This is a genomic window from Brevibacillus fortis, from assembly GCF_046196545.1.
GTDB lineage: Bacteria > Bacillota > Bacilli > Brevibacillales > Brevibacillaceae > Brevibacillus > Brevibacillus fortis_A.
Map to the genome: position 1 here is coordinate 5,037,364 of NZ_CP176370.1, position 19,573 is coordinate 5,056,936.

The window sequence follows — 19,573 nt, forward strand, 5'->3', positions numbered from 1 at the left end:
GTAGAATGTATCCATGCTGCGTCAGTAATTTTTCCTAAACGGATGATGACCTCTTGGCCCGACCTAAGCTTGGATACCTTCATACAGAACCTCCCAGCTTTTTTCATACTATTAAAACAAAAAAACGGACGCCTGTTAACCGTCCGCTTGTAGCTTGTACGACTATTCCAATGTTTTAAAGTAAAGGACGGTATCATGCAGGCTGCCATCAGCTGATCGGGCAAACCCCGGAATGCGTCCTGCTTCTTGATAACCCATCGACTGATACAACTCGTTGGACGGGTCGCCCGCTCGTGTATCCAAAACGAGGAGGCTGCGGTTTTCAGCAAGGGCCCTTGCCTCTGCCAGCAGCATCAGTCCACGACCAATCCCTTGACGTTGCGCTCTAGGATGAACCATCAGCTTGGCTATTTCTGCCCGATGCAATCCATTTGGACGGCTCACCAGATGCAACTGGATGGTTCCGACGATGACATCTTCCTGTACAGCTACCCAAATTTTCACATGTTCATGGGGCACCGAAGTCCAATAGGCGCGTGCTTCTTCCAGCTGCATAGGCGGTAAAAAGCCAAGGGAAGCCCCATCCTCCACGACATCGATCAGCAATTGGGACAGCTGACGCAGTTCTTCCTCTGAAAACTCAATTCCTTCTCGATAACAAAGCGCTAGCTTCATAAGAGCCCCTCCGTAATCTGACATCACTTTATCAAGGTCGATATCCGTACATACTGAAAACAAACAGCAAGCATAGATAGATAATCACTGCGGGTACAATGGTAAGGGCAATGAAAAACCGTTTCTTCACACTGTTGGCATTTCGAAACAGCCAAAAGTAGATGAACAGCAGGATAAGGAGAAATGGGACAAAATAAAAGCCGAGCATGAATCCCACCCAATCCGAGTTGGTTTCCCAAAACTGCTCCGGCACGGGCACCCGATGATATTCACTATATATCTGTTCTTTCCGTGAGACAAATAGGTAAGATAGCACAAGGTAGTAACCGAATATAACGAATTTCAGCCAAGGCCTGATTTGTTTCGCGGCGAGTGTTATGGAAAAAATGATTCCTAGGATAAACCATAATGCCATGTATTCCATCTGGATCCCTCCTACGAAGGATTATAGGGATCGGATCTGCTGGAGATAAGTACCAACTTTTTTTGGTACCTCACCCTCACTTGATTGCAAGAGTCGACAAAATTTGGAATACTTCCTATAATAGACTTGTCAAACAACACGGTATGCGAGTATCTTTGCAATAGAAAGCTTACTACCTGTAGGAGATGGTCACGATAACGTACGCTCTTTCGTTTTTCCTGTCGTTTTGTATCGTTATGGTGCTGATTCCGCCTCTGGCTAAATTGGCATTTCGCCTTGATTTTGTGGACAAGCCTCGTAAAGACGTGGAAAGAAAAATTCACCGGGAGCCTATCCCATTGACAGCCAGCTACGCTATTTTTGTCGGCTTTGCTGTATCGTTTTTGCTCTTCTCCAAGGAATCAACGGGGCAAACGATCGCTGTTCTGTCAGGCTCACTACTGCTGCTTATTATCGGTACCATTGATGACTGGTATAAGACGCAAGGCAAGGATTTTTCCGCCCTGCCCAAGCTGATCGTCCAAGTATCGGCCGCCGTAATTGTCTACTTGTCGGGTATTACTTTTTCCGGCTTTTACAATCCATTGAGTGGCGAATACATATTGCTCCCGGAATGGTTGCAATTCATCCTGACCATCCTGTGGATTTTCGGAGTAACGACGGTCATCAATTTTTCGGATGGCATGGATGGCTTGGCTGGAGGGCTTTCTGCGATTTCCGCAGGCACGCTCTTCGTGGTCGCCTTGGTAAAAGGACAAAGCACATCTGCGATCATGGCAATCAGTCTGATCGGTGTTGCCTTGGCTTATCTGCGGTACAACAAGCCGCCGGCCAAAATTTTCATGGGAGATGCAGGCGCGACCTTCCTCGGCTTTATCTTGGCGGTCATCGCGTTGGATGGTGCTTTTAAGCAGGCAACTGTTCTCTCCTTGTTCATTCCGATTTTAGCACTCGGTGTGCCGATTTTTGATAATCTGTTTGTGGTGACCAAACGCTTCCTGCAAGGAAAGCCGATCTACCAAGCAGATGCCAGCCAGGTTCATTATCGCCTGCTGCGTTCTGGACTCAATCCAAAACAGGTCGTCACCTTCCTGTGCTTGATCAGTGTTTGCTTTAGTCTGACGTCTATTATCCTGCTCCTGCTCGGAGTATAGGTTATCCGTCACAATGAAAAATGCCGCTCGGGTCTAATCCCTGCGGCATTTTTTTATGAGCGGATTACACGAAATCTCTCTTCGCTGTCGTGGTCGTCTGGAACGTCTGAAAGCCTGTCCGTTCGTACAACGCAATCGCAGGTTCATTGTGAGTACCTGTGACGAGATACGGCTTCAAGCCCTTTTCCAGCGTCCGGTTCACAAAAAAACGAACAAGCTCTTTGCCGTAGCCTTTGCCTTGATGCACCGGATCTACGAACACATCATAGACCTCGCCATGTCCTGTGATGATCAAGGAGCCTACGAATACTCCCTCATGCTCGAACAAATAAATGTCCTCTCTCATCTCACCCAGCAGCCAGTTTTTCCATGCGTTCATCGTTTTCTCAGGATAATCCGCCAAACGGTACGGCTGAAGATCGATGCCTTTTCTCACCTCATAGTAAGCGTCACTCTGCGATTGGATGTACATATCCATATCGGACTCAGTGAATTTTCGTACGTCGAGTGTCGGCTCAGGCCCGATCTCTCCTATGTATTTCATCAGATGATGTCTCCAGATAGAAGCAAAACCTCTTTTGGCAAAAAAATCAGCACCCTGCCCGTGGTCTACGCGGTAGGTAGCCATGACTGCCGTCGGCTTCTCCTCGTGCCGTTGCAGTTTCAGCCACAGCTTATCGAACAGTCGAGACCCGATTCCACGCTTTCGATGGTCTGGTCGTGTATAGACATATATTTCTGCTGTCCCGTCTTCGCCGGAGGAGTTCAAATCATATGTGCCACAGCCGAGGATTTGATCGTTTTGCTCCCAGATGTAAACCGTAGCTTTTTCCACGATATCGCCTATCTCGTCGGTCCTCCAAAGCATGCCTTCGCCAATCATCGTGACGATTGTCTCTTTGTCATTTGATTGTGCTTGTCGTATCATCTACGCACTCCTCCGTTCTCTCCCCTTAGCTCTGCTGGACGGTTGCTGCTTCTGCGGCTTTTTCCAACTTCTTGCGATATTGCAAGCAAGCTTCGCATCTTCTGCTTTTTCGCCCGAATGCCGTGTAGTATTTGCTTTTTTTGCAAGATCGGCACGTAATGTACAACGAGCTCGACAAATTGTAGTTCTCTTCTGGCGTGTTTTCTTTCAGGTGTACGGTCTTGTTGTATTTGATGAGCAAATGAGCTGTGTGGATGGCATCGACCAAGGCCGAGTGCAGCCTGCCCTCCTGGATGATTCCTGCCGTGTCGATCGCTTCTTTCAGACTCATCTGTTTGCGATCAGCCAAAAGCATGCTAATTGGCGGCTGGATGTCGTTGTAATTGCGCATCCAGTTGAAGTCCAAACCAAATCGTGCACAATGCTCGATCATCAGCCGCTTGTCGTCTTGCCCCCATGTGCACAGGTAGTAATCAGAATCGTTGCCAATCCACTTCATAAATTCTGCGAATGCCCGCCGAAACGGGATAAAGGTTGGCATGTTCTCTTTATCAAGACCGATGAACTTGCGCGTTCTCTCTGTGATTCGGCGCTCAATGGCTGGAAACGTGTAGCGCTGAAATGTGTCGACCTCCACGCCATTTTTTCCGGGTACGACTTTTGCCGCTCCGATCTCAATAATTTCCGGGATCTTGTCTCTCTGATAAGTCAGTGTCGTTTCAAGGTCAAAAACAATGATCTGCAAGCGTAATCACATCCTGTATGTATTGTCTCTATTATGGCTTGGATCGGGCATAGAAAGCAAAAAAAAGACAAAATCGGCTGCCTGATTGAAACAAAAAAGGTAAGAACCCTCAGGATTCCTACCCTTGTTTCCCCTTTTCACTTGGCTTATGTTGTGGATTCCCTCGTCAACTGACGCAATCCGTAGCTCATTCTCGCTATTTGCCCGTCTTCATCCCGGAAAAACTCAACCCAAGGGATGGAGTCTCTTTTTTGGAAAACGAAGCTGTCTTTTTGTACAGGTATCAGTGGATACGAGAGACCGTCCACCTCCAAGAATAGCTTCCCTTCGCTTTTGGCTATCGATGCGCTTACCCATTCCTGCGAAGAGTAGCGCCCCTCGTACATTGACAACTGCTCATCTGCGACCTCGTATGGATCATAGGCATACAACGGAGCTCCGGCCGGCCTTGCAAAATAACTGTTCAAAAAGCCGAGGACCAACTCTCGGACGCTCACACCATCGAGATTGACCAGAATCACGCCCGTAATCCCTTGATCCGGAACCGAGAAAATGTGCGAGCTGATTCCCTTCAACGATCCGCCATGCTCTACCAGCAAGCCATCTGGAAAAGCAGGTGAGACCATCAGACCATAGCCGTAGGAGCGGTGCCCGTCCACACGAGCAAAGGGAGTGAGCATCTGCCTGATGCTATCGGCAGACAGAATAGGTGTCGGTTTTCCCGCTGCCCCCAAACGAAAGATTTCCAAATAAGCGAGTAGATCACTCACAGTCGATTTAAGGAAACCGGCTGCTCGCATCGCCGGAGCATCGTGCCAGATGGGTGCTGCAATGACTTGGTTTTCGTCATCGATTTTTTTGTTGGTATACAAAATCGTGACGTCATCCTTGTCAGCCAATTCATCCACGGAGAAAACGGTTCTGTCCATTCCCAGTGGCTGCAAAATATGCATCGCAACGTAGTTTTCATATGCCTGATTGCTGACCCGTTCAATGATCGCCCCCAAAAGCCCGTACGCATCGTTGTTGTAGCTAAAAGCACCCCCTGGCTCTGAGAGCGGCTTCCCTTCGAATCCAGCAATGGCTTTCATGACTTCTTCGTACGTATCCAAGTAAGGCACTGTCTTCAGTTCTTCCTCCGCCTTGGTTCCAATGACAGCAGGATCATTCTCCATGCTCCGCCTCATTGCGCCGTCTAAGTAAGGCATAGGCGCTATTCCGGGCGTATGTGTCATGAAGTGATGAATCGTCATGCGTGCTGTCAGCTCGTGGTTCCCCGCCCGAAACTCTGGCAAATATTTCACGACCGGATCGTGAACAGACAGCTTGCCTGCCTCCTGCAGCTGCATGATCGCAACGCAGGTAAACGATTTGGTGATGGATGCGATGCCAAAAACGGTGTCGAGGGAAAGTGGCAGTTGCTGTTCTCTGTCACGAAAACCGTACGTCCCCTCGTACAAAAGCTCGCCATCACGGGCAACAGCAATAGCGGCGCCAGGAGCCTTTGCCTCGTCCAGCAGCTGTTGTGCATACGTGTGGAACTGTTCCTTCCATGCCGCCATTTTCATCAACTCCCCATCGCTTGCTCATAAATCGCTTTTGCAACACGGGCGATGGTAAGCTCTGCGGCTTCTTTGTCAGTCACACCGCGTGATAGTGCCGTGATCGCAATCATTCCTTTTCCTTCGGGCAAATAGATAATGCCAGCATCATTGACGACTGCATTGACGGTCCCTGTCTTGTGCGCGACCTTCGTTCCTTCTGGCAATAAGTACGGCAGACGGCTGTTGTAATGCTGACGCCGCATGATGTCCAGCATCAGCTCGCAGGAGGCCTCCGTGAGAATATCTTTTCGCGTAATCATGATAAGTAGGCGGTTTAGCTCGGCTGGAGTCGCTACGTTATTATCACGGGTAGGCATGGATACATCGTGGACCAATTCGTAATTGCCTGACTCTTCTCGTCGCATGAACTCATCGAACCCTGCCTGCGAAGGTGTAGGCTCGTTCATACCCACACAATGGTTGAGGAGCTCCCAGCAATTATGTTGCAAATGAATCTGTGGAAGTCCCAGCTCGTGCATATGCTCATTCACCTTGTCGATGCCGCCGATCAGCTCGATGATTTGATCCGTCGCATAGTTATCGCTGACAATCGTCATCAGTGTCGCCAAGTCTTTGACTGTTAGGGCTGCTCCGGCATCCAGCTCTTGCAAAATGCCTGACCCCGGTACGCGATCCTTCCATTTCAGTGTCACACGCTGGTCGAGGCGGATTCGTCCTGCTTCCACTTCGCGCATCAAGGTGACCATGATCGGAATTTTGAATGTACTCGCCATTTGAAACAACTCTTCATCCAGATGCCCTGCTGTCTCTCCCGTTTCCAAATGCACAGCTGCGATTCCAAAAATACCGGGTGCTTCCTTCAACACGTTTTCTACTGCTTGTTGCCATGTCATGAACATTCCTCCCCCATCGCTCGCGAAACGACCCTACACATGGATTTTTGTGTCGGCCATTTCTTTTCAGCGCTATTGTTCTTTGTATCCCCACTTGAAGTCGATGTAGCCCAACGGATCTACTGTGATGCCTTTTACCTTTGCATTTTGTACCCATGAATTGACGCTGGAGTACACACCTGTGACCGGCATTTCTTCCATCAAGATGCTCTCCGCTTCGACCAGATACTGATTGCGCTTGGCCTCATCTGGCTCGGCGTACGCCTTTTTCACCAGCTCTACGTATTTCTCGCTAAACCAGAAGGTAGAGTTATTGGAGCTGTACTTCTCCATCATCAGCTCCAGGAAGTTGACGGAGTCGTTGTAATCTCCCGTCCAGCCTGTTCGGGAAATCATGTACTTCCCTTGCTCCTGATCGTCAAACATGACCTTCAATTCTTTGTTGGTCAGCTTGACGTCCACACCGAGAGCTTGCTTCCATTGAGCCTGCAACGCTTCGGCAATTTTCTTGTTGAGGTCGGAGGTATTGTAAAGATAGGTGATTTCGGGCAGCTTGGTGATGCCCATCTCCTTCATTCCTTCTGCCAATAACTGTTTCGCCGTCTCTACGTCGTTATCCTTGAAATATCCTTCTGGCTTTAGGGAGGCGGAAAGGGGGACGAAGCCCATCAAGGGAGTCTGTCCGGCCTGACCAATGTTTTCTGCGATGTCACTACGGTTGATCGCGTAGGCAAACGCTTTGCGGATTTTACTATTCGTAAAGGGTGGCTTCTCCGTCTGGAACAAGAGATAGTAGTTGGTGGCACGTTGCATGGTTTGCAGCTTGCCTTCGTCGCGCAACGGTCCAATGGCATCCGCTGGCAGACCGCTAATCGGACCGCCAGCCCAATCCAGCTCGCCGCTATTGAACAGCTCCAGCTCGGTATTCGTATCTTCTATCATGGAAAACTCGATTTCGTTGAACTTCACGACATCTTTGTCCCAATAGTGCTCGTTTTTGGCCAGCTCAATCTTGTTTTTATGCTCCCAATTCACCAGCTTGAACGGCCCATTGGTCACGATGGACTCTGGCTTTTTCGCCCAATCGGGATTGGCTTCTACTACCTTTTGATTGACCGGATAGTAGAAAGTCGCAAGTGTCAGGAAGTAAGGGGTAGGGTTTTCCAAGGTGACTTGCAGTTTCTTGTCATCGACGACCTTGATGCCGACATCTTCCGCTTTCGCCTTCCCTTCGTAAAAGGCGCGGGCATTTTTGATCGGATAGTACTTGTAGGCGGAGCCGCTGGCTGTCTTCGGATTGAGCACGCGCATCCAGCCGAAGGCGAAGTCTTGAGCCGTAACCGGGTCGCCATTGCTCCACTTGCTGTCGCGCAATGTAAAGGTGTACACCTTTTTGTCCTCCGATACTTGAATGTCGGATGCAACGGAATTGGCTGGCTTGCCATCCTTGTCCAATCGAACGAGCCCGTCGTACAACGAACGGATGAAGGCACCGGAAATCACATCGTTGGACATGCCTGAATCAAGTGTTTCAGGCTCGGCGGCATTCATGCGCAAGGTCTGCTCTGACGCAGTCTGCACAGTTGCCTGCTGTGCTTGCGCTGGTTGCTGCTGGTTGTCTGTTGCGGTTTGAGTCGGCGTATTGCCGCTGCTACAGCCTGCAAATAATCCCGTAAGCAAAACGAAGAGACTTGTCATGACAACTGGTCTTTTCATGCTGTACCCCCCTGTTTGTGTCGGATAACCGATTATTAAATAAATATTCTGCAAATTTTATGCCATTCGTGTTTTCCGTTGTTCTTTTGTTGGTTTTATTCCCTGCTGAATACTTTTATCCGAGTCGGTCCGACAAGTTTCTACTAGTAGTCTCTGTCACGCAAAAAAGAAGTATTCATCTTTGAATACTTCTATTCATCCGCGCATATTTAGGCTGTCCTCTCTAGCTTATCGCTGGCTCATACATGGCTACCGCATCACATGACCGTCGGCAAAAAACGATCGGGACGTGCTTTTGCTTCGCCAGCTTCTTGATATTTTTGCTCAGGCTGTGACTGACGAAGTTAATAAAGACAAGAACAAGCTCCGTATCAGAAGGAATGGTCGCCTTCACATCGGATTTTTTGCGACCTGATACGTGATAGACATTCTGAAACCCTCTGTTCTGCAACAAGCTCTCGATTTCTGCTACCCGATCTCCTCCTACCACAAGAACGCCTGCCATAGTCCTTCCTCCTCTCTTTTTTTCACGCCTACTTTTCTATTTTCCGGTGCGCACTTGCGAAATCTTTGCCTCAGGCTTTTCCGTCGGGAGTCTGTATTTTTCCGTTCGCTCAATCTGAACGACCTGTGAATCGTGAACCACAATATGTATGGAGCCGTATTCCAGTCCATCCAGTGCGCGCGCAATTTTCTCTAATAAGAAATCGTCTAGGGAAATCTCATTTTTGGTCATGGGGATCACCCTCCTGTTTCGTCAAAATCAATACATATTATTCATACCTATTTACTTTGTTTTGTGGTCTGATAATACCTCTTGCTCCCCATAACTGTCAATGTCAAACAGTTTGGGCAGCAAGAGGCTCTTCTCACCTCATTTTCCTTCGATTGACGAAAGCTCCCTGCGCAACTAGACAGCTTGGTTGTCTTTGTCCTCGCGGGAGCTTTCGGTCGACCGATCAGCTAATTGTTTAAAAACCGATACATTTACTATGATATAAAAATATTACCATACGATTCCGCTATCGGTCAATGCCCTGTGCAGTTCTTCATTCCTCCATGATACCCGTTACACCAAATGACAGGCGACAAATCTGTCGGTGCTAACCTCCCGAAAAGCAGGCACTTCCTGCCGGCAAATGTCTTTCACATACGGGCAGCGTGTGTGGAATTTGCACCCTGCTGGAGGATTCGCCGGACTTGGCATGTCTCCCTGCAGGACGATGCGTTCGCGCTTTTTCTTTGGGATCGGGAGCGGCACAGAGGAGAGCAATGCTTTGGTGTACGGATGGAGCGGCTCCAAAAACAATTCATCCCGAGGTGCCAGTTCCAGCAATGACCCCAAATACATGACGCCGATCCTCGTGCACAGATGCTCCACGACACTCAAATCATGCGAAATAAATAAGTACGTCAGCTTCCTTTGCTCCTGCAACTCTGCAAACAAATTGATGATTTGGGCTTGGATCGACACATCCAGAGCAGATACTGGCTCATCCGCGACGATAAAATCAGGGTTCATCATAATGGCCCGTGCAATACCGATCCGTTGACGCTGGCCGCCCGAGAACTCATGCGGATATCGATCGATATGATACGGCGCCAATCCACATAAAGCCATGACCTCCAAGACTCTTTCTCTGACCTCCGCTTGTGGGAGCAGCCTGTGATCAAGCAGCGCTTCCCCCAGTGCTTCTCCGATTCGGACGCGGGGATTCAGCGAGCTGTACGGGTCTTGAAAAATATATTGCATCCGCGGGCGCAAAGTTCGGAGCTCTTGGCGATTCAAGGCGTGCACATCGATACCCTGGAAGCGGACTTCTCCCTCTGTCTTTTCCAAAAGCCGCAGGATGGTGCGACCTGTCGTGCTTTTCCCGCTGCCGGATTCCCCCACCAGCCCGAACGTCTCCCCTTTTTGGATGGAAAAACTGACGTCATCCACCGCTTTTACATGGCCGATCGTCCTGCCTAAAAGCCCTCCGGCAATCGGGTAATATTTTTTCAATCGGCGCACTTCCAGCAAATTACTGTCCACGGGCGATTTCCTCCTCATACAGCCAGCACGCGACCTTTCTGCCGTGTCCCCCATCACGCAAAGGCGGCTGTTTCACCCGGCAAATGTCCAAGCACTGATCGCATCGGTCATGAAAATAGCAGGATTCACTGAGTGTGGTCGGATTCGGTACTTGACCTGGGATGGAATACAGCTTGACTCTGCGTTGATTCAACACTGGCTTGGAGCGAAGCAAACCTTGTGTATACGGATGCTTCGGCTCCTCGAACAACTCGACGACAGGAGACACCTCTACCACTTTTCCTGCGTACATCACGACCACATGATCGGCCATCTCCGCTACGACACCCAGATCATGCGTGATAAAAAGAATCGCAGTTTGGGCTTCGTCCTTAATTTTGCGCAGCAGATCGAGAATTTGCGCCTGAATGGTCACATCCAAAGCAGTCGTCGGCTCATCAGCGATCAGCAGGCGGGGATTGCAGGATATTGCGATGGCAATCATAATGCGTTGCAGCATGCCCCCGCTCAATTCATGGGGGTACGACTTGGCGATTTCTTTTGCCCGCGGGATTCCCACCAGCTCGATCAGCTCAATGGCTCGCGCTTGGGCTGCTTTTTTGCTTAGACCTTGATGCTCCATGATCGGCTCCATGATTTGCTCACCGATGGTCAGTACGGGATTGAGTGACGACATCGGCTCCTGAAAAATCATTGCCAGCTCGTTGCCACGGAGCTTTCGCATCTCTTCTTTGCTGACTTTTCGCAGATCACGGCCTGCAAACCATATCTCACCTGAAACGATATTGCCTACCGCCTCCGGGATTAATCTCATCAATGACATGGCTGCCGCGCTTTTGCCGCAGCCCGACTCGCCTACGATGCAGACGGTCTCTCCTTCATGGATGCGCAGATCGAGGGCATCGACTGCTTTGACCACGCCTTGTTCGGACTTGAAGTAGGTGCTTAAATTTTGGATTTCGACTAAAGCATTCATGCTTGGCTCACCTGCCTTTTCGTGTATAGAAGGAGCTGTAGTGGAGGGGAGAAGTGATTTCCAGTCTACGCTTCGGCCTACGCCCCGCAAGTGGGGAAGACTGTCCGCTTCGAAAAAAATGGCGGGAGCGCTTCAAACGTAGAAGTTTCAAGGAAGTAGTCCATAAGTGAAGCTGAAATTCCCCGCCATTTTTTCCTACGCTAGGGCGGGCTCCAGAGGCGCTTGGACTGGAAATCCCTTCTCCCTGCGCTGCTTCAGTATTCTCTTGAAGGTAAGTTCATGAAGGTAAAAACAATTCAAAACACCCCTCAACGCTTCTGCTTTGGATCCAAAGCATCCCGCAATCCATCCCCCAACAAATTAATCGAGATCACGGTAGCGAAAATAGCAATCCCAGGAGGAACCCACAGCCACGGTCTTTTTTGAAAATCGATCAAGGTATTCGCTGCATCCATCATGTTGCCCCATGTCGGCGTTGGCGGAACGACTCCGAGGCCGAAGTACGATAATACAGATTCGCTCAGGATCGCACCACCAACGTTTAAGGTGGCAACTACAATCAAGAGTGGTGTCAGATTGGGGAGCAAATGGAAGAATAGCTTGCGTCTGTCGCGCAGACCGAGTACTTCTGCTGCTTGCATGAATTCACTTTCACGCAGGGTGAGCATCTGGCTGCGGACCATTCGCGCCAAGCCGGGCCAGCCGATCAGGCTCAGCATGACCATGACGATGTAAATGCGGTAGTCGGTCGGGATTTTCCATTCGGAGAGGACTGCGCCCATAATAAACAAGAGTGGCAGACCTGGAATGGTCATGAGCACGTCTGCTACGCGCATGATCACTTGATCAACCCACCCGCGGTAAAAGCCAGCCAGTGCACCGAGAAGGGCGCCAATGGAAACGGAGAGCACCATGGAAGCGATGCCGACTGTCAATGAGATTCGGCCAGCCTGCATCAACCTCGTCAAAATGTCTCTGCCCAAACTGTCCGTCCCGAGCCAATGGGAGAAGCTTGGCGGCTTGTTGATCATGGCCGTATTAATCTTGCCGGATGCGTACGGAGAAAAAAACGGACCGATGAAGCATGCCGCTGCCATGACGAGTAAAAACACAAGTCCAAACATCGCCATACGCTTCTTTTTTAGTCGCAAAAACGCCTCGTGCCACAAGGAAGAACGCAACGCTACCTGCTCCGGTCTCGTCACCTCCGCTACTTCACTTACCGTTGATGCCATCGTTTTCCCTCCTATTTCAACCGAACCCGCGGGTCAGCCACTCTGTACAGCAAATCAGCAGATAAGTTTCCGATGACGGTGAGAATCGCCAGAAACATCGTAAAGCCCATCAAGAGCGGGTAGTCCCGTACAGAAAACGCCTGCATGTACAACTGTCCGACTCCGGGCCAGTTAAAGATTTTTTCCGTGATGATCGCCCCACCGAACAATGCAGGCAGCTCAAAGCCTAGCAGTGTAATGGCGGGCAAGAGCGCATTGCGCAGCGCGTGCTTGTGCAGGACGACTTTTTCCTTGAGCCCTTTTGCCCGGGCCGTGCGCACGAAGTCTTGTTGAATGACCTCCAGCATGTTCGTGCGGAAATAACGAGTCAGCGTCCCCACGCTCAGCAAAGTCAAAACCGTCACAGGCAAAAACATATGCTGAACCACGTCCCACGCATAGGCGAGCCCTGTTTCCTTGCTACCGATCGTCATCATGCCCCCTGCGGGAAACAGCTTGGCATCGACGGCAAACAACTTGATAAACAGTAATCCAACGAAAAAGACAGGCAACGACATCGCTGCAAAAACGCCGATCGTCACGAGCGCATCGAACCAGGAATGCTGCCTTGCAGCAGACAGAACTCCGATTGATATCGCGATCAGCCACGTAAAAAAGGTGGAGGTAATCGCCAGCAAAAACGAATTCCAGATGTAATCGTTCAACAGCGACATTACTGGCTGCTGGTACTGCAGGGAATAGCCAAAATCGCCTTGGAAGGCGTTTTTCATCCAGATGAAATACCGTTCGACGACAGGCTTATCCAGCCCGTACATCGCTTTTAGCTCCAGCTTTCGTTCGGCTGTCAGCTTGGGACTCGTATCGACGAAATCACCGGGCGTTAGGGCATACAGGAAAAAAATCAAAATGGATGCGCCGAAGAGCGTCAACGCCATGTAAAAGACCCTTTTCAGGAAGTAGGACGTCATCGTTGGCCTCCTTTCATGCTTGGGGAAAAAAAGAAAGCCCAGCCCCAGGGCCGGGCACAACATTCGTGAGTCAGTTACTCGAACTTGCTACTCAATTTTGATACCAGGCAGGCTGGTCGAAATGCCCGTGAATGGATTCGGTTCCAAGCCTTTGATCTTGCCGTTATGCGCAGACAAAATTTTACGGTAGCCGAGGAAGATGTACGGTGGGTCATCGCTCAGCTCTTTGTACAGGCCTTTGTAGATCGCTTTGCGCTTCTCGATGTCCAGCGTAGATAGACCTGCTTCCAGCAATTCGTCTACTTTGGCATTGGAGTAACCATTCGTTCCGGTAAATCCGCTCTTGCCCTTTTTCGTCGAGAAGGCGTCTACACCGTCATCGGGATCGATCAGCATCGTGGTCGAAAACGAAGCGAGGTCGTGATCGCCTTTTTCCGTCCGTGCCAAAACGGCGTTGTAGTCCATCATTTCCGCTTCAAACTGGATACCCAGCTCTTTGTAGTTTTCTTTGGCAATCGGGATCAGTACCTCTCCCAGCTTTCCTTTTGTCGTGTAGTAATGCACGATCAGCTTTTGTCCGTCTTTTTCACGGATACCGTCCGCGCCCGGCTTCCAGCCCGCTTCATCCAGGAGCTGCTTCGCCTTTTCCGGATTGTAGGCGTACGGATTGACATCCTCCGAATATGCCCACGAAACAGGGCTGATCGGTACATTGGCGACTTGGGCGTATCCTTGATAGGTCAAGTCCAGGATTTTTTGGCGATCCAGTCCGTAGATGAAGGCTTGGCGGACGCGCTTGTCTTTGAAAAATGGCTTGGAATGATTGAATTTGATGTACGAATAGGCACTGGATGTGTACAGATTGATATTCACGTATCCCAGCTCTTGCAACTGCTCAATGTTATCCGAGTTGACAGTAAAGGAGTTGTAATCCATTTCCCCTGTCTGGATAAACTGTAGAGCGTCGCCCTCGGTCGTCTTGTAGATAAAGTGCTCGACTTGCGGCTTGCCCGCGTAATAGTGCTCGTTTGCGAGATAGCGGACTTCTTGACCAGGAATGTACGCCTCAAATTTGTAAGGTCCAGCTCCCAATGGCTTGCCATGCAGGGTGCGGAGATACTCCAGATTTCCCGGTTTGTACTCCTTGCCGTAGTACGCTTTGGAGAGCACCTGCCCGCCTAATAGGACGAGAGATTTGGCGTTCACTTTCTCCGTCGTGATTTGGATCGTCTGCGGATCAATCACCTTGATTCCTTCGATCGTGTTCGCTTTGCCTTCCTTGTATTCACGACCACCCTTGATACTTGCTACGAAAATATCCGTTTCACCGTCGTACGCTTTGTCGTGCAGAATCGTCAGTGTAAAGGCTACATCCTCTGCCGTCAGCGGCGAACCATCGCTGAATTTCAGATTCGGTCTCAGGTGGAACGTATACGTGAGCTGGTCAGGAGATACGTCCCATTTTTCCGCGAGCTTGGGTACTGGCTTTCCTGTCGCATCGACATCCACCAGTGATTCGAAGATTGCTGAGGAGACGTTGCCATCGTAGCCGTTGTGGTAAAAAAACGGGTTAAACACGCCGCCTGGCTCCGTCAGTCCCGCAATAAATGTATCGTTCCTTTTGGCGGCTGCTTCCGGCAGCTTGGATAAATCTGTGGCCAAATTGATGCCGTCTTTTATGTCTTGCACCTTGCTGGCAGCAGGTGCTGATGCTTCTGTCGACGGAGTCGCCGTTTGTGTCGAGGTAGCCGGCGCACTGCCTTCGGAGCTGCACCCTGTGACCAGTAACGTCCCTAGCAGCAAAGTTGAAATGATTTGCGAAAGCCTTTTTTTCATGGTGATCCTCCTTCATATCCACTCACTCAGTGAAACCGCTCCTCCGGTGGTCCGGTCGGATCAAAAGATAATAACTAATAATTCTTACCTGTTTACTATGAATTAGATTATAGGTATCGACACCGGATCGGTCAACATTTTTTTCCAAACAAAAAAAGCCCCGATTATTCGAGGCTCTAATTAGTGGCATGTCCTTTATACGAAATGCCTAGTTTTTCACACGCCTGCATCACGAATAGAGAATGTCGCTCACGCATGGTTTCCTCTATCCTTTTTTCCAATCCCCAATCAGATAGATTCGAAGCTGGCCTCAGTGCCGCACACAAATCCCAATACGGGAGCTGGGTATAATCGAGTGTCTTGCTCGCAGACTGATAGTGAAGTGTAAACTCATGCATGGCCTCCACTCCAAACGCCCACAAAATCTCCAGTCTGGCATTGCCGAGATCAGATAAGGGGTCGCCGATCGCAGCGTCCTCCCAATCGATGACAGCAGCCAGTTTTTCTTCCTTCCACATCGTATTTCCCGGCCAGAAATCGCCATGCAAAAGAGCGGCCGGATTTGCGTGCGGCAGCGGCCAAACGGACTCCAGCACTTCGCGAATGAGTCCCTCATCCAATGATTTGTCCAGGCTCGCAGGTCTTTTGTGGAGCTTTTTCGTTATCGCTTCTTCTTGCTTTGGCAAATAAATGCCTGCCAACCTAGAAGCGTCTACCGAATGGATGCGAGTCAGCACCTCAGCTGTTTGTTGCAGAAAGCTGGACAAATCGGCTGGAGCAGTGACTGTCTCCCCTTCTATAAATTCAATGATAAGGCACGGTGTGGGAAACATATCGCTGGCTGCTTCGAGATGATAGGGCGTTGGAGTCGGCAAGTCAGCTGACTTCAGTATTTGCAAAAGTTTGAATTCATCTGATGCGATCTGCGAATTTCGCTTGAGGTCAGCCTGACCGTGCTCGCGGACGACTACTTTTTTCTTCGTGCCGTCAGAGCTCTCCATTTCTAGCGCGGTGACCTGTGCAGAAATCCCGCCTTTTAGCTCCCATGCACGAAGGAGCTTGGCTGGCGGGTTCATGTTATGTACAAGGTGTGTCCATTTCTCATCCATTATTTTTCCCCCTTTATGCTCCACTGTCTGATTGTCTATACAGCCCTACCTTCATCATTTCCATGTACGATTCTAATTCCGCAAAAAAGGATTGGACATGTGCGAAGCCTTTATCACTGGTTTCGTAGTTTTCGCGGACGTACTTTTGCGTCAATGCCTCTACTGCCGACAGCAAAAAATGCAGCGCCTTCTGTGGATCGAACTGCGCTTTGATCAACGACGTATCGACTTGATCCAGAAACAAGGGAAGATATCGCGTATTGAACTTGGCCTCTCTGTCTTCGATCTCAGCCCGGCATTCCTCGGGATAATCGAAAAAGGTCGCAACTGCCATTTGATAAATAGCTGGTTCCTCGGCAAAGAGCGCCATTTTCGCTTGATTGACATGAAGAAATCGCGCAAAAAAGTCTTGCGGCACAGCTTCCATTCGCGTCTGTATATAGGCAAAAAAACGTTCGATACAAGCATCGACAATCGCGAGAAACAGTCCCTTTTTATTCCCGAAAAAGTGGAACAGCATTCCCTTTGATACGCCTGCGTTCTGAACAATTTGATTGGTGGAGCCTCGTTCATAGCCTTTCGCGGAAAATTCAACAAGGGCCGCTTCCAACAGCTTTCGCTTGTTCGGCTCCAGCGTATCGTCCTGCCAGATTCCTTTTATGTCCGTCACCTTCTCTCTTCGTTCTTCCTTTTCCTAATCATAACGCATATTGACCAGGTGGTCAAAGCGGAGTTATACTTTCCTCGAAGACTTCATCATCCATATTCCACTACAAGGAAGTGATGCCTGATGGCACGGACATTGCCCGTATTCGCCCGTATCATCCTTGGATTGATTTTGCTTGGAGCAGGTGTGAATGGTTACATTGTTTTGTTTGGATTCGAGCCTATCTTTCCAACCAGTCCTGCTGCCATGGAGCTTCTACAAGGGTATTTGTTAGTTCTGGTCAAAACCGTTGAAATCATCTGTGGATTGCTATTCCTGACAAACCGCTTCGTCCCACTGGCTCTAACCGCCACTGCTCCGCTTGCTGTCAACATCTTGACGTTCCACCTGTTTGTCGATCCCGACATGCTTGCTATGGGACTGATTGTCGCGATTTTGGAAGTGTATTTGCTGTGGAGCTATCGCCGCAGTTTTCGTCAGTTGATGACGATGTAGACAAAAATACACTATATTCCGTCTGTTGTGGTCGGGGGAAGCGAATTTCCAGTCCAAGCGCCTCTGGAGCCCGCCCCAGCGTAGGAAAAAATGGCGGGGAATTTCAGCTTCACCTATGAACTACCTCCTCGAAATTTCTACGTTTGAAGCGCTCCCGCCATTTATTCCGAAGCGTAGACTTGAAATTCGCTTCTCCCCCCACTACAGCAACGTTTATAAAAATAAAAAGAGCCGGTACCAAGAGGTAACCGGCTTTTCTTGCTTTTATTTTTTCGGTAAATTAATCTGCCACGATAATCCGTAACGATCTTGAACCCATCCGAACTTTTCACTGAACGGATATTGTCCAAGCGGCATAAGAACTTGTCCATCCGAGGAAAGCTGTCCAAAAACACGGTCAATCTCTTCCTCCGTATCGCAGTCCACAAACAACGAAATTGCCGGAGTAAAGGCGTGATAGTCACCATTCGTATTATCAATACACATGAAAGTCTGGCCTTTTAACGTGAAGGTAGCTTGCAGGACTTGTCCATTCTTGTGATGCATAACCTGCTTGATTTCTGAGCGATCAAAAATAGAAGTGTAAAACTTCATCGCTTCTTCCGCTTGTCCATGAAACATGAAAAACGTAGTGATAGCTTGCACTGACAATCACTCCTTTTCGTGATGATATACGTCTCCATTCTGCCCATTCCTCAAGTATACATAACCACTAGATCCAATCAACGATTCGCCACTGCCCCTCTTTTCTTTGCTTTTGCAAGAGTGCAGTAGCCGTTTCCGCTAACAGGGCGATCCCTCTCTCTATCTTATCAGCATCTGTTTGGATAATGCTAATTCGCAACCCGTTTTCACGCGGGAAGGTAGCCAAATAGCTCTGGTTCGTGGACATGACCCGCACGTTTTGCTGGTGCAACGCCGCGATGATATCCTGGGCGTCCAGCTCATCAGGAAGCAGCACTCTCGAAAAAATCCCGCCTGTTCCGATTTGTGCGTGAAGCTGCGGGGGAAGATAGCGCTGGCAGCACTCGGCCAATGTCTCCATCCGCAGGCGATAACGTTCCCGGACAAGGGTAGCATGATGGTCGTACATCCCGCAATTCAAATAGAGCTCCAAAGCCGCCTGAGACAAGACGGCCGTACTGGAATCGCATGATGCTTTAAACAACCGGAACGTTTCCATCACGGAAGGGGGCAGGACGACTGTCGCCAATCGAAGTCCGGGCAGCATGATCTTCGAAAAGCTTTTGACGTACAGGACACGACCTGATTGATCATAGCTGTAGATCGGGTCTGTCTTCAGACTGGTTTCCATGTCGGCCAGATAGTCATCCTCGACGATGTATACATCGTAGCGCTGAGCCAGCTTGGCGATTTGTTTCTTTTGCTCCGTTGTATAGCTTGTCCCCAACGGATTGTGAAACCGGGGAACCGTGTAGAAAAACTTAATTTGATTGTTGCGGAAATGCCGCTCCAGCTCATCCATGTCGATGCCTGCCGCAGTCCGCTGGATGCCCAGAACGGTAACTTCCAATAGCTCGAGTGAACGCAGCATGCCGTGAAAGGTAGGCTGTTCGACCAGCACTGCATTCTTTCCATTTGGAAACGGCATGGAGGCAAGCAGATGCAGCGCTTGCTGAGCTCCCGAAACGATGCAAATTTGCGAAGGGGATGCAAACACTTGTGATTGCGCGAGATGGCTCTCCAATGCCCGGCGCAAGGAGAAAAAGCCCTGGGGGTCGGAATAGGAGAACAACTGCTCTTCATATAATTCAATCGCACGGTTTAGACAATGCTGGAAATCTTTGAATGGCATGACTTCTGAGTCGGGGCTGGCTGCCGTAAAGTCAATTCGCTCCTCTGGAAAACGCGTACTTTGAAGAGGGCGAAGAACCGCATAATAACCGCTTTTGGGAATGGAATAAATCAAGTGCTCCTTCTCCAGCTCTTGATACGCCCGTATCGCCGTATTCAAACTGCACGACCAACGCTCGGATGCAGTACGAATGGACGGCAGCTTCTCCCCTGGCTTGATTGTATGGGTGCGAAGCTGTTCTTTGATGCTGTCTTTCACCACTTCGTATTTATTCTTCATCCCGTTCACTCCCCCATTATCTGTGTGGGTACAGATTCACTTTTCTCTCCTTTATGC

General features: G+C 49.6%; 20 protein-coding genes. 2 read left to right on the plus strand and 18 right to left on the minus strand.

The window, feature by feature from the left end; genetic code table 11:
• Positions 1-162 precede the first annotated feature (162 nt).
• Positions 163-675, minus strand: a complete 513-nt coding sequence (locus ACKKE8_RS24705; protein WP_409175338.1) for a GNAT family N-acetyltransferase — start codon at positions 673-675, stop codon at positions 163-165.
• A gap of 31 nt (positions 676-706) precedes the next feature.
• Positions 707-1,099: a hypothetical protein gene (locus tag ACKKE8_RS24710; protein ID WP_409175339.1), complete on the minus strand. Its 393-nt coding sequence runs from the start codon at positions 1,097-1,099 to the stop codon at positions 707-709.
• Positions 1,100-1,284: 185 nt separating this feature from the next.
• Here ACKKE8_RS24710 and ACKKE8_RS24715 point away from each other — a divergent pair, with 185 nt between their 5' ends.
• Entirely contained in the window at positions 1,285-2,253 is a 969-nt protein-coding gene (locus ACKKE8_RS24715; protein WP_409175340.1) for an MraY family glycosyltransferase, read from the plus strand.
• A gap of 64 nt (positions 2,254-2,317) precedes the next feature.
• On the opposite strand, the gene ACKKE8_RS24720 is transcribed toward ACKKE8_RS24715, so the two are convergent.
• The 14 genes from ACKKE8_RS24720 to ACKKE8_RS24785 all read right to left on the minus strand — a co-directional run bounded on the left by ACKKE8_RS24720 (position 2,318) and on the right by ACKKE8_RS24785 (position 16,929).
• Positions 2,318-3,181, minus strand: a complete 864-nt coding sequence (locus tag ACKKE8_RS24720) for a GNAT family N-acetyltransferase (RefSeq protein ID WP_409175341.1) — start codon at positions 3,179-3,181, stop codon at positions 2,318-2,320.
• A gap of 25 nt (positions 3,182-3,206) precedes the next feature.
• Positions 3,207-3,926: an exonuclease domain-containing protein gene (locus ACKKE8_RS24725; protein ID WP_409175342.1), complete on the minus strand. Its 720-nt coding sequence runs from the start codon at positions 3,924-3,926 to the stop codon at positions 3,207-3,209.
• Between the two features lie 146 nt (positions 3,927-4,072).
• Positions 4,073-5,488, minus strand: coding sequence for a serine hydrolase (locus tag ACKKE8_RS24730; protein WP_409175343.1), 1,416 nt, complete (start codon positions 5,486-5,488; stop codon positions 4,073-4,075).
• A gap of 5 nt (positions 5,489-5,493) precedes the next feature.
• Positions 5,494-6,384 (minus strand): serine hydrolase, encoded by an 891-nt coding sequence (locus ACKKE8_RS24735; protein WP_409175344.1) that lies wholly within the window; start codon positions 6,382-6,384, stop codon positions 5,494-5,496.
• A gap of 72 nt (positions 6,385-6,456) precedes the next feature.
• Complete coding sequence (locus ACKKE8_RS24740; RefSeq protein ID WP_409175345.1) at positions 6,457-8,100, minus strand: peptide ABC transporter substrate-binding protein; 1,644 nt, start codon at positions 8,098-8,100, stop codon at positions 6,457-6,459.
• Between the two features lie 223 nt (positions 8,101-8,323).
• Positions 8,324-8,605 (minus strand): DUF2325 domain-containing protein, encoded by a 282-nt coding sequence (locus ACKKE8_RS24745; RefSeq protein ID WP_409175346.1) that lies wholly within the window; start codon positions 8,603-8,605, stop codon positions 8,324-8,326.
• A gap of 36 nt (positions 8,606-8,641) precedes the next feature.
• Entirely contained in the window at positions 8,642-8,836 is a 195-nt protein-coding gene (locus ACKKE8_RS24750) for a YezD family protein (RefSeq protein WP_409175347.1), read from the minus strand.
• Between the two features lie 333 nt (positions 8,837-9,169).
• Positions 9,170-10,135 carry an ABC transporter ATP-binding protein gene (locus ACKKE8_RS24755; RefSeq protein ID WP_409175348.1) on the minus strand — a complete coding sequence of 322 codons (966 nt, stop codon included), beginning with the start codon at positions 10,133-10,135 and terminating at the stop codon, positions 9,170-9,172.
• Positions 10,125-11,111 carry an ABC transporter ATP-binding protein gene (locus ACKKE8_RS24760; protein ID WP_409175349.1) on the minus strand — a complete coding sequence of 329 codons (987 nt, stop codon included), beginning with the start codon at positions 11,109-11,111 and terminating at the stop codon, positions 10,125-10,127. Before ACKKE8_RS24760 ends, ACKKE8_RS24755 begins: the two co-directional genes overlap by 11 nt.
• A 308-nt stretch (positions 11,112-11,419) precedes the next feature.
• Positions 11,420-12,346 carry an oligopeptide ABC transporter permease gene (gene opp4C, locus ACKKE8_RS24765; RefSeq protein ID WP_409175350.1) on the minus strand — a complete coding sequence of 309 codons (927 nt, stop codon included), beginning with the start codon at positions 12,344-12,346 and terminating at the stop codon, positions 11,420-11,422.
• Between the two features lie 11 nt (positions 12,347-12,357).
• Positions 12,358-13,314: an ABC transporter permease gene (locus ACKKE8_RS24770; protein ID WP_144612698.1), complete on the minus strand. Its 957-nt coding sequence runs from the start codon at positions 13,312-13,314 to the stop codon at positions 12,358-12,360.
• A gap of 87 nt (positions 13,315-13,401) precedes the next feature.
• On the minus strand, positions 13,402-15,150 hold the full coding sequence (locus tag ACKKE8_RS24775) for an ABC transporter substrate-binding protein (protein WP_409175351.1): 1,749 nt from the start codon (positions 15,148-15,150) through the stop codon (positions 13,402-13,404).
• Between the two features lie 176 nt (positions 15,151-15,326).
• Complete coding sequence (locus tag ACKKE8_RS24780) at positions 15,327-16,259, minus strand: phosphotransferase family protein (protein ID WP_409175352.1); 933 nt, start codon at positions 16,257-16,259, stop codon at positions 15,327-15,329.
• Between the two features lie 13 nt (positions 16,260-16,272).
• Positions 16,273-16,929, minus strand: coding sequence for a TetR/AcrR family transcriptional regulator (locus ACKKE8_RS24785; protein ID WP_409175353.1), 657 nt, complete (start codon positions 16,927-16,929; stop codon positions 16,273-16,275).
• A gap of 120 nt (positions 16,930-17,049) precedes the next feature.
• Here ACKKE8_RS24785 and ACKKE8_RS24790 point away from each other — a divergent pair, with 120 nt between their 5' ends.
• Positions 17,050-17,421: a hypothetical protein gene (locus tag ACKKE8_RS24790; protein ID WP_409175354.1), complete on the plus strand. Its 372-nt coding sequence runs from the start codon at positions 17,050-17,052 to the stop codon at positions 17,419-17,421.
• Between the two features lie 264 nt (positions 17,422-17,685).
• Here ACKKE8_RS24790 and ACKKE8_RS24795 read toward each other — a convergent pair whose 3' ends face one another.
• Together ACKKE8_RS24795 and ACKKE8_RS24800 are read right to left on the minus strand one after the other, a co-directional pair.
• Positions 17,686-18,072, minus strand: a complete 387-nt coding sequence (locus tag ACKKE8_RS24795; RefSeq protein WP_409175355.1) for a VOC family protein — start codon at positions 18,070-18,072, stop codon at positions 17,686-17,688.
• Positions 18,073-18,133: 61 nt separating this feature from the next.
• The gene (locus ACKKE8_RS24800; RefSeq protein ID WP_409175356.1) at positions 18,134-19,516 is read right to left on the minus strand and encodes a PLP-dependent aminotransferase family protein; all 1,383 of its coding nucleotides are present in this window, start codon (positions 19,514-19,516) and stop codon (positions 18,134-18,136) included.
• Positions 19,517-19,573 lie beyond the last annotated feature (57 nt).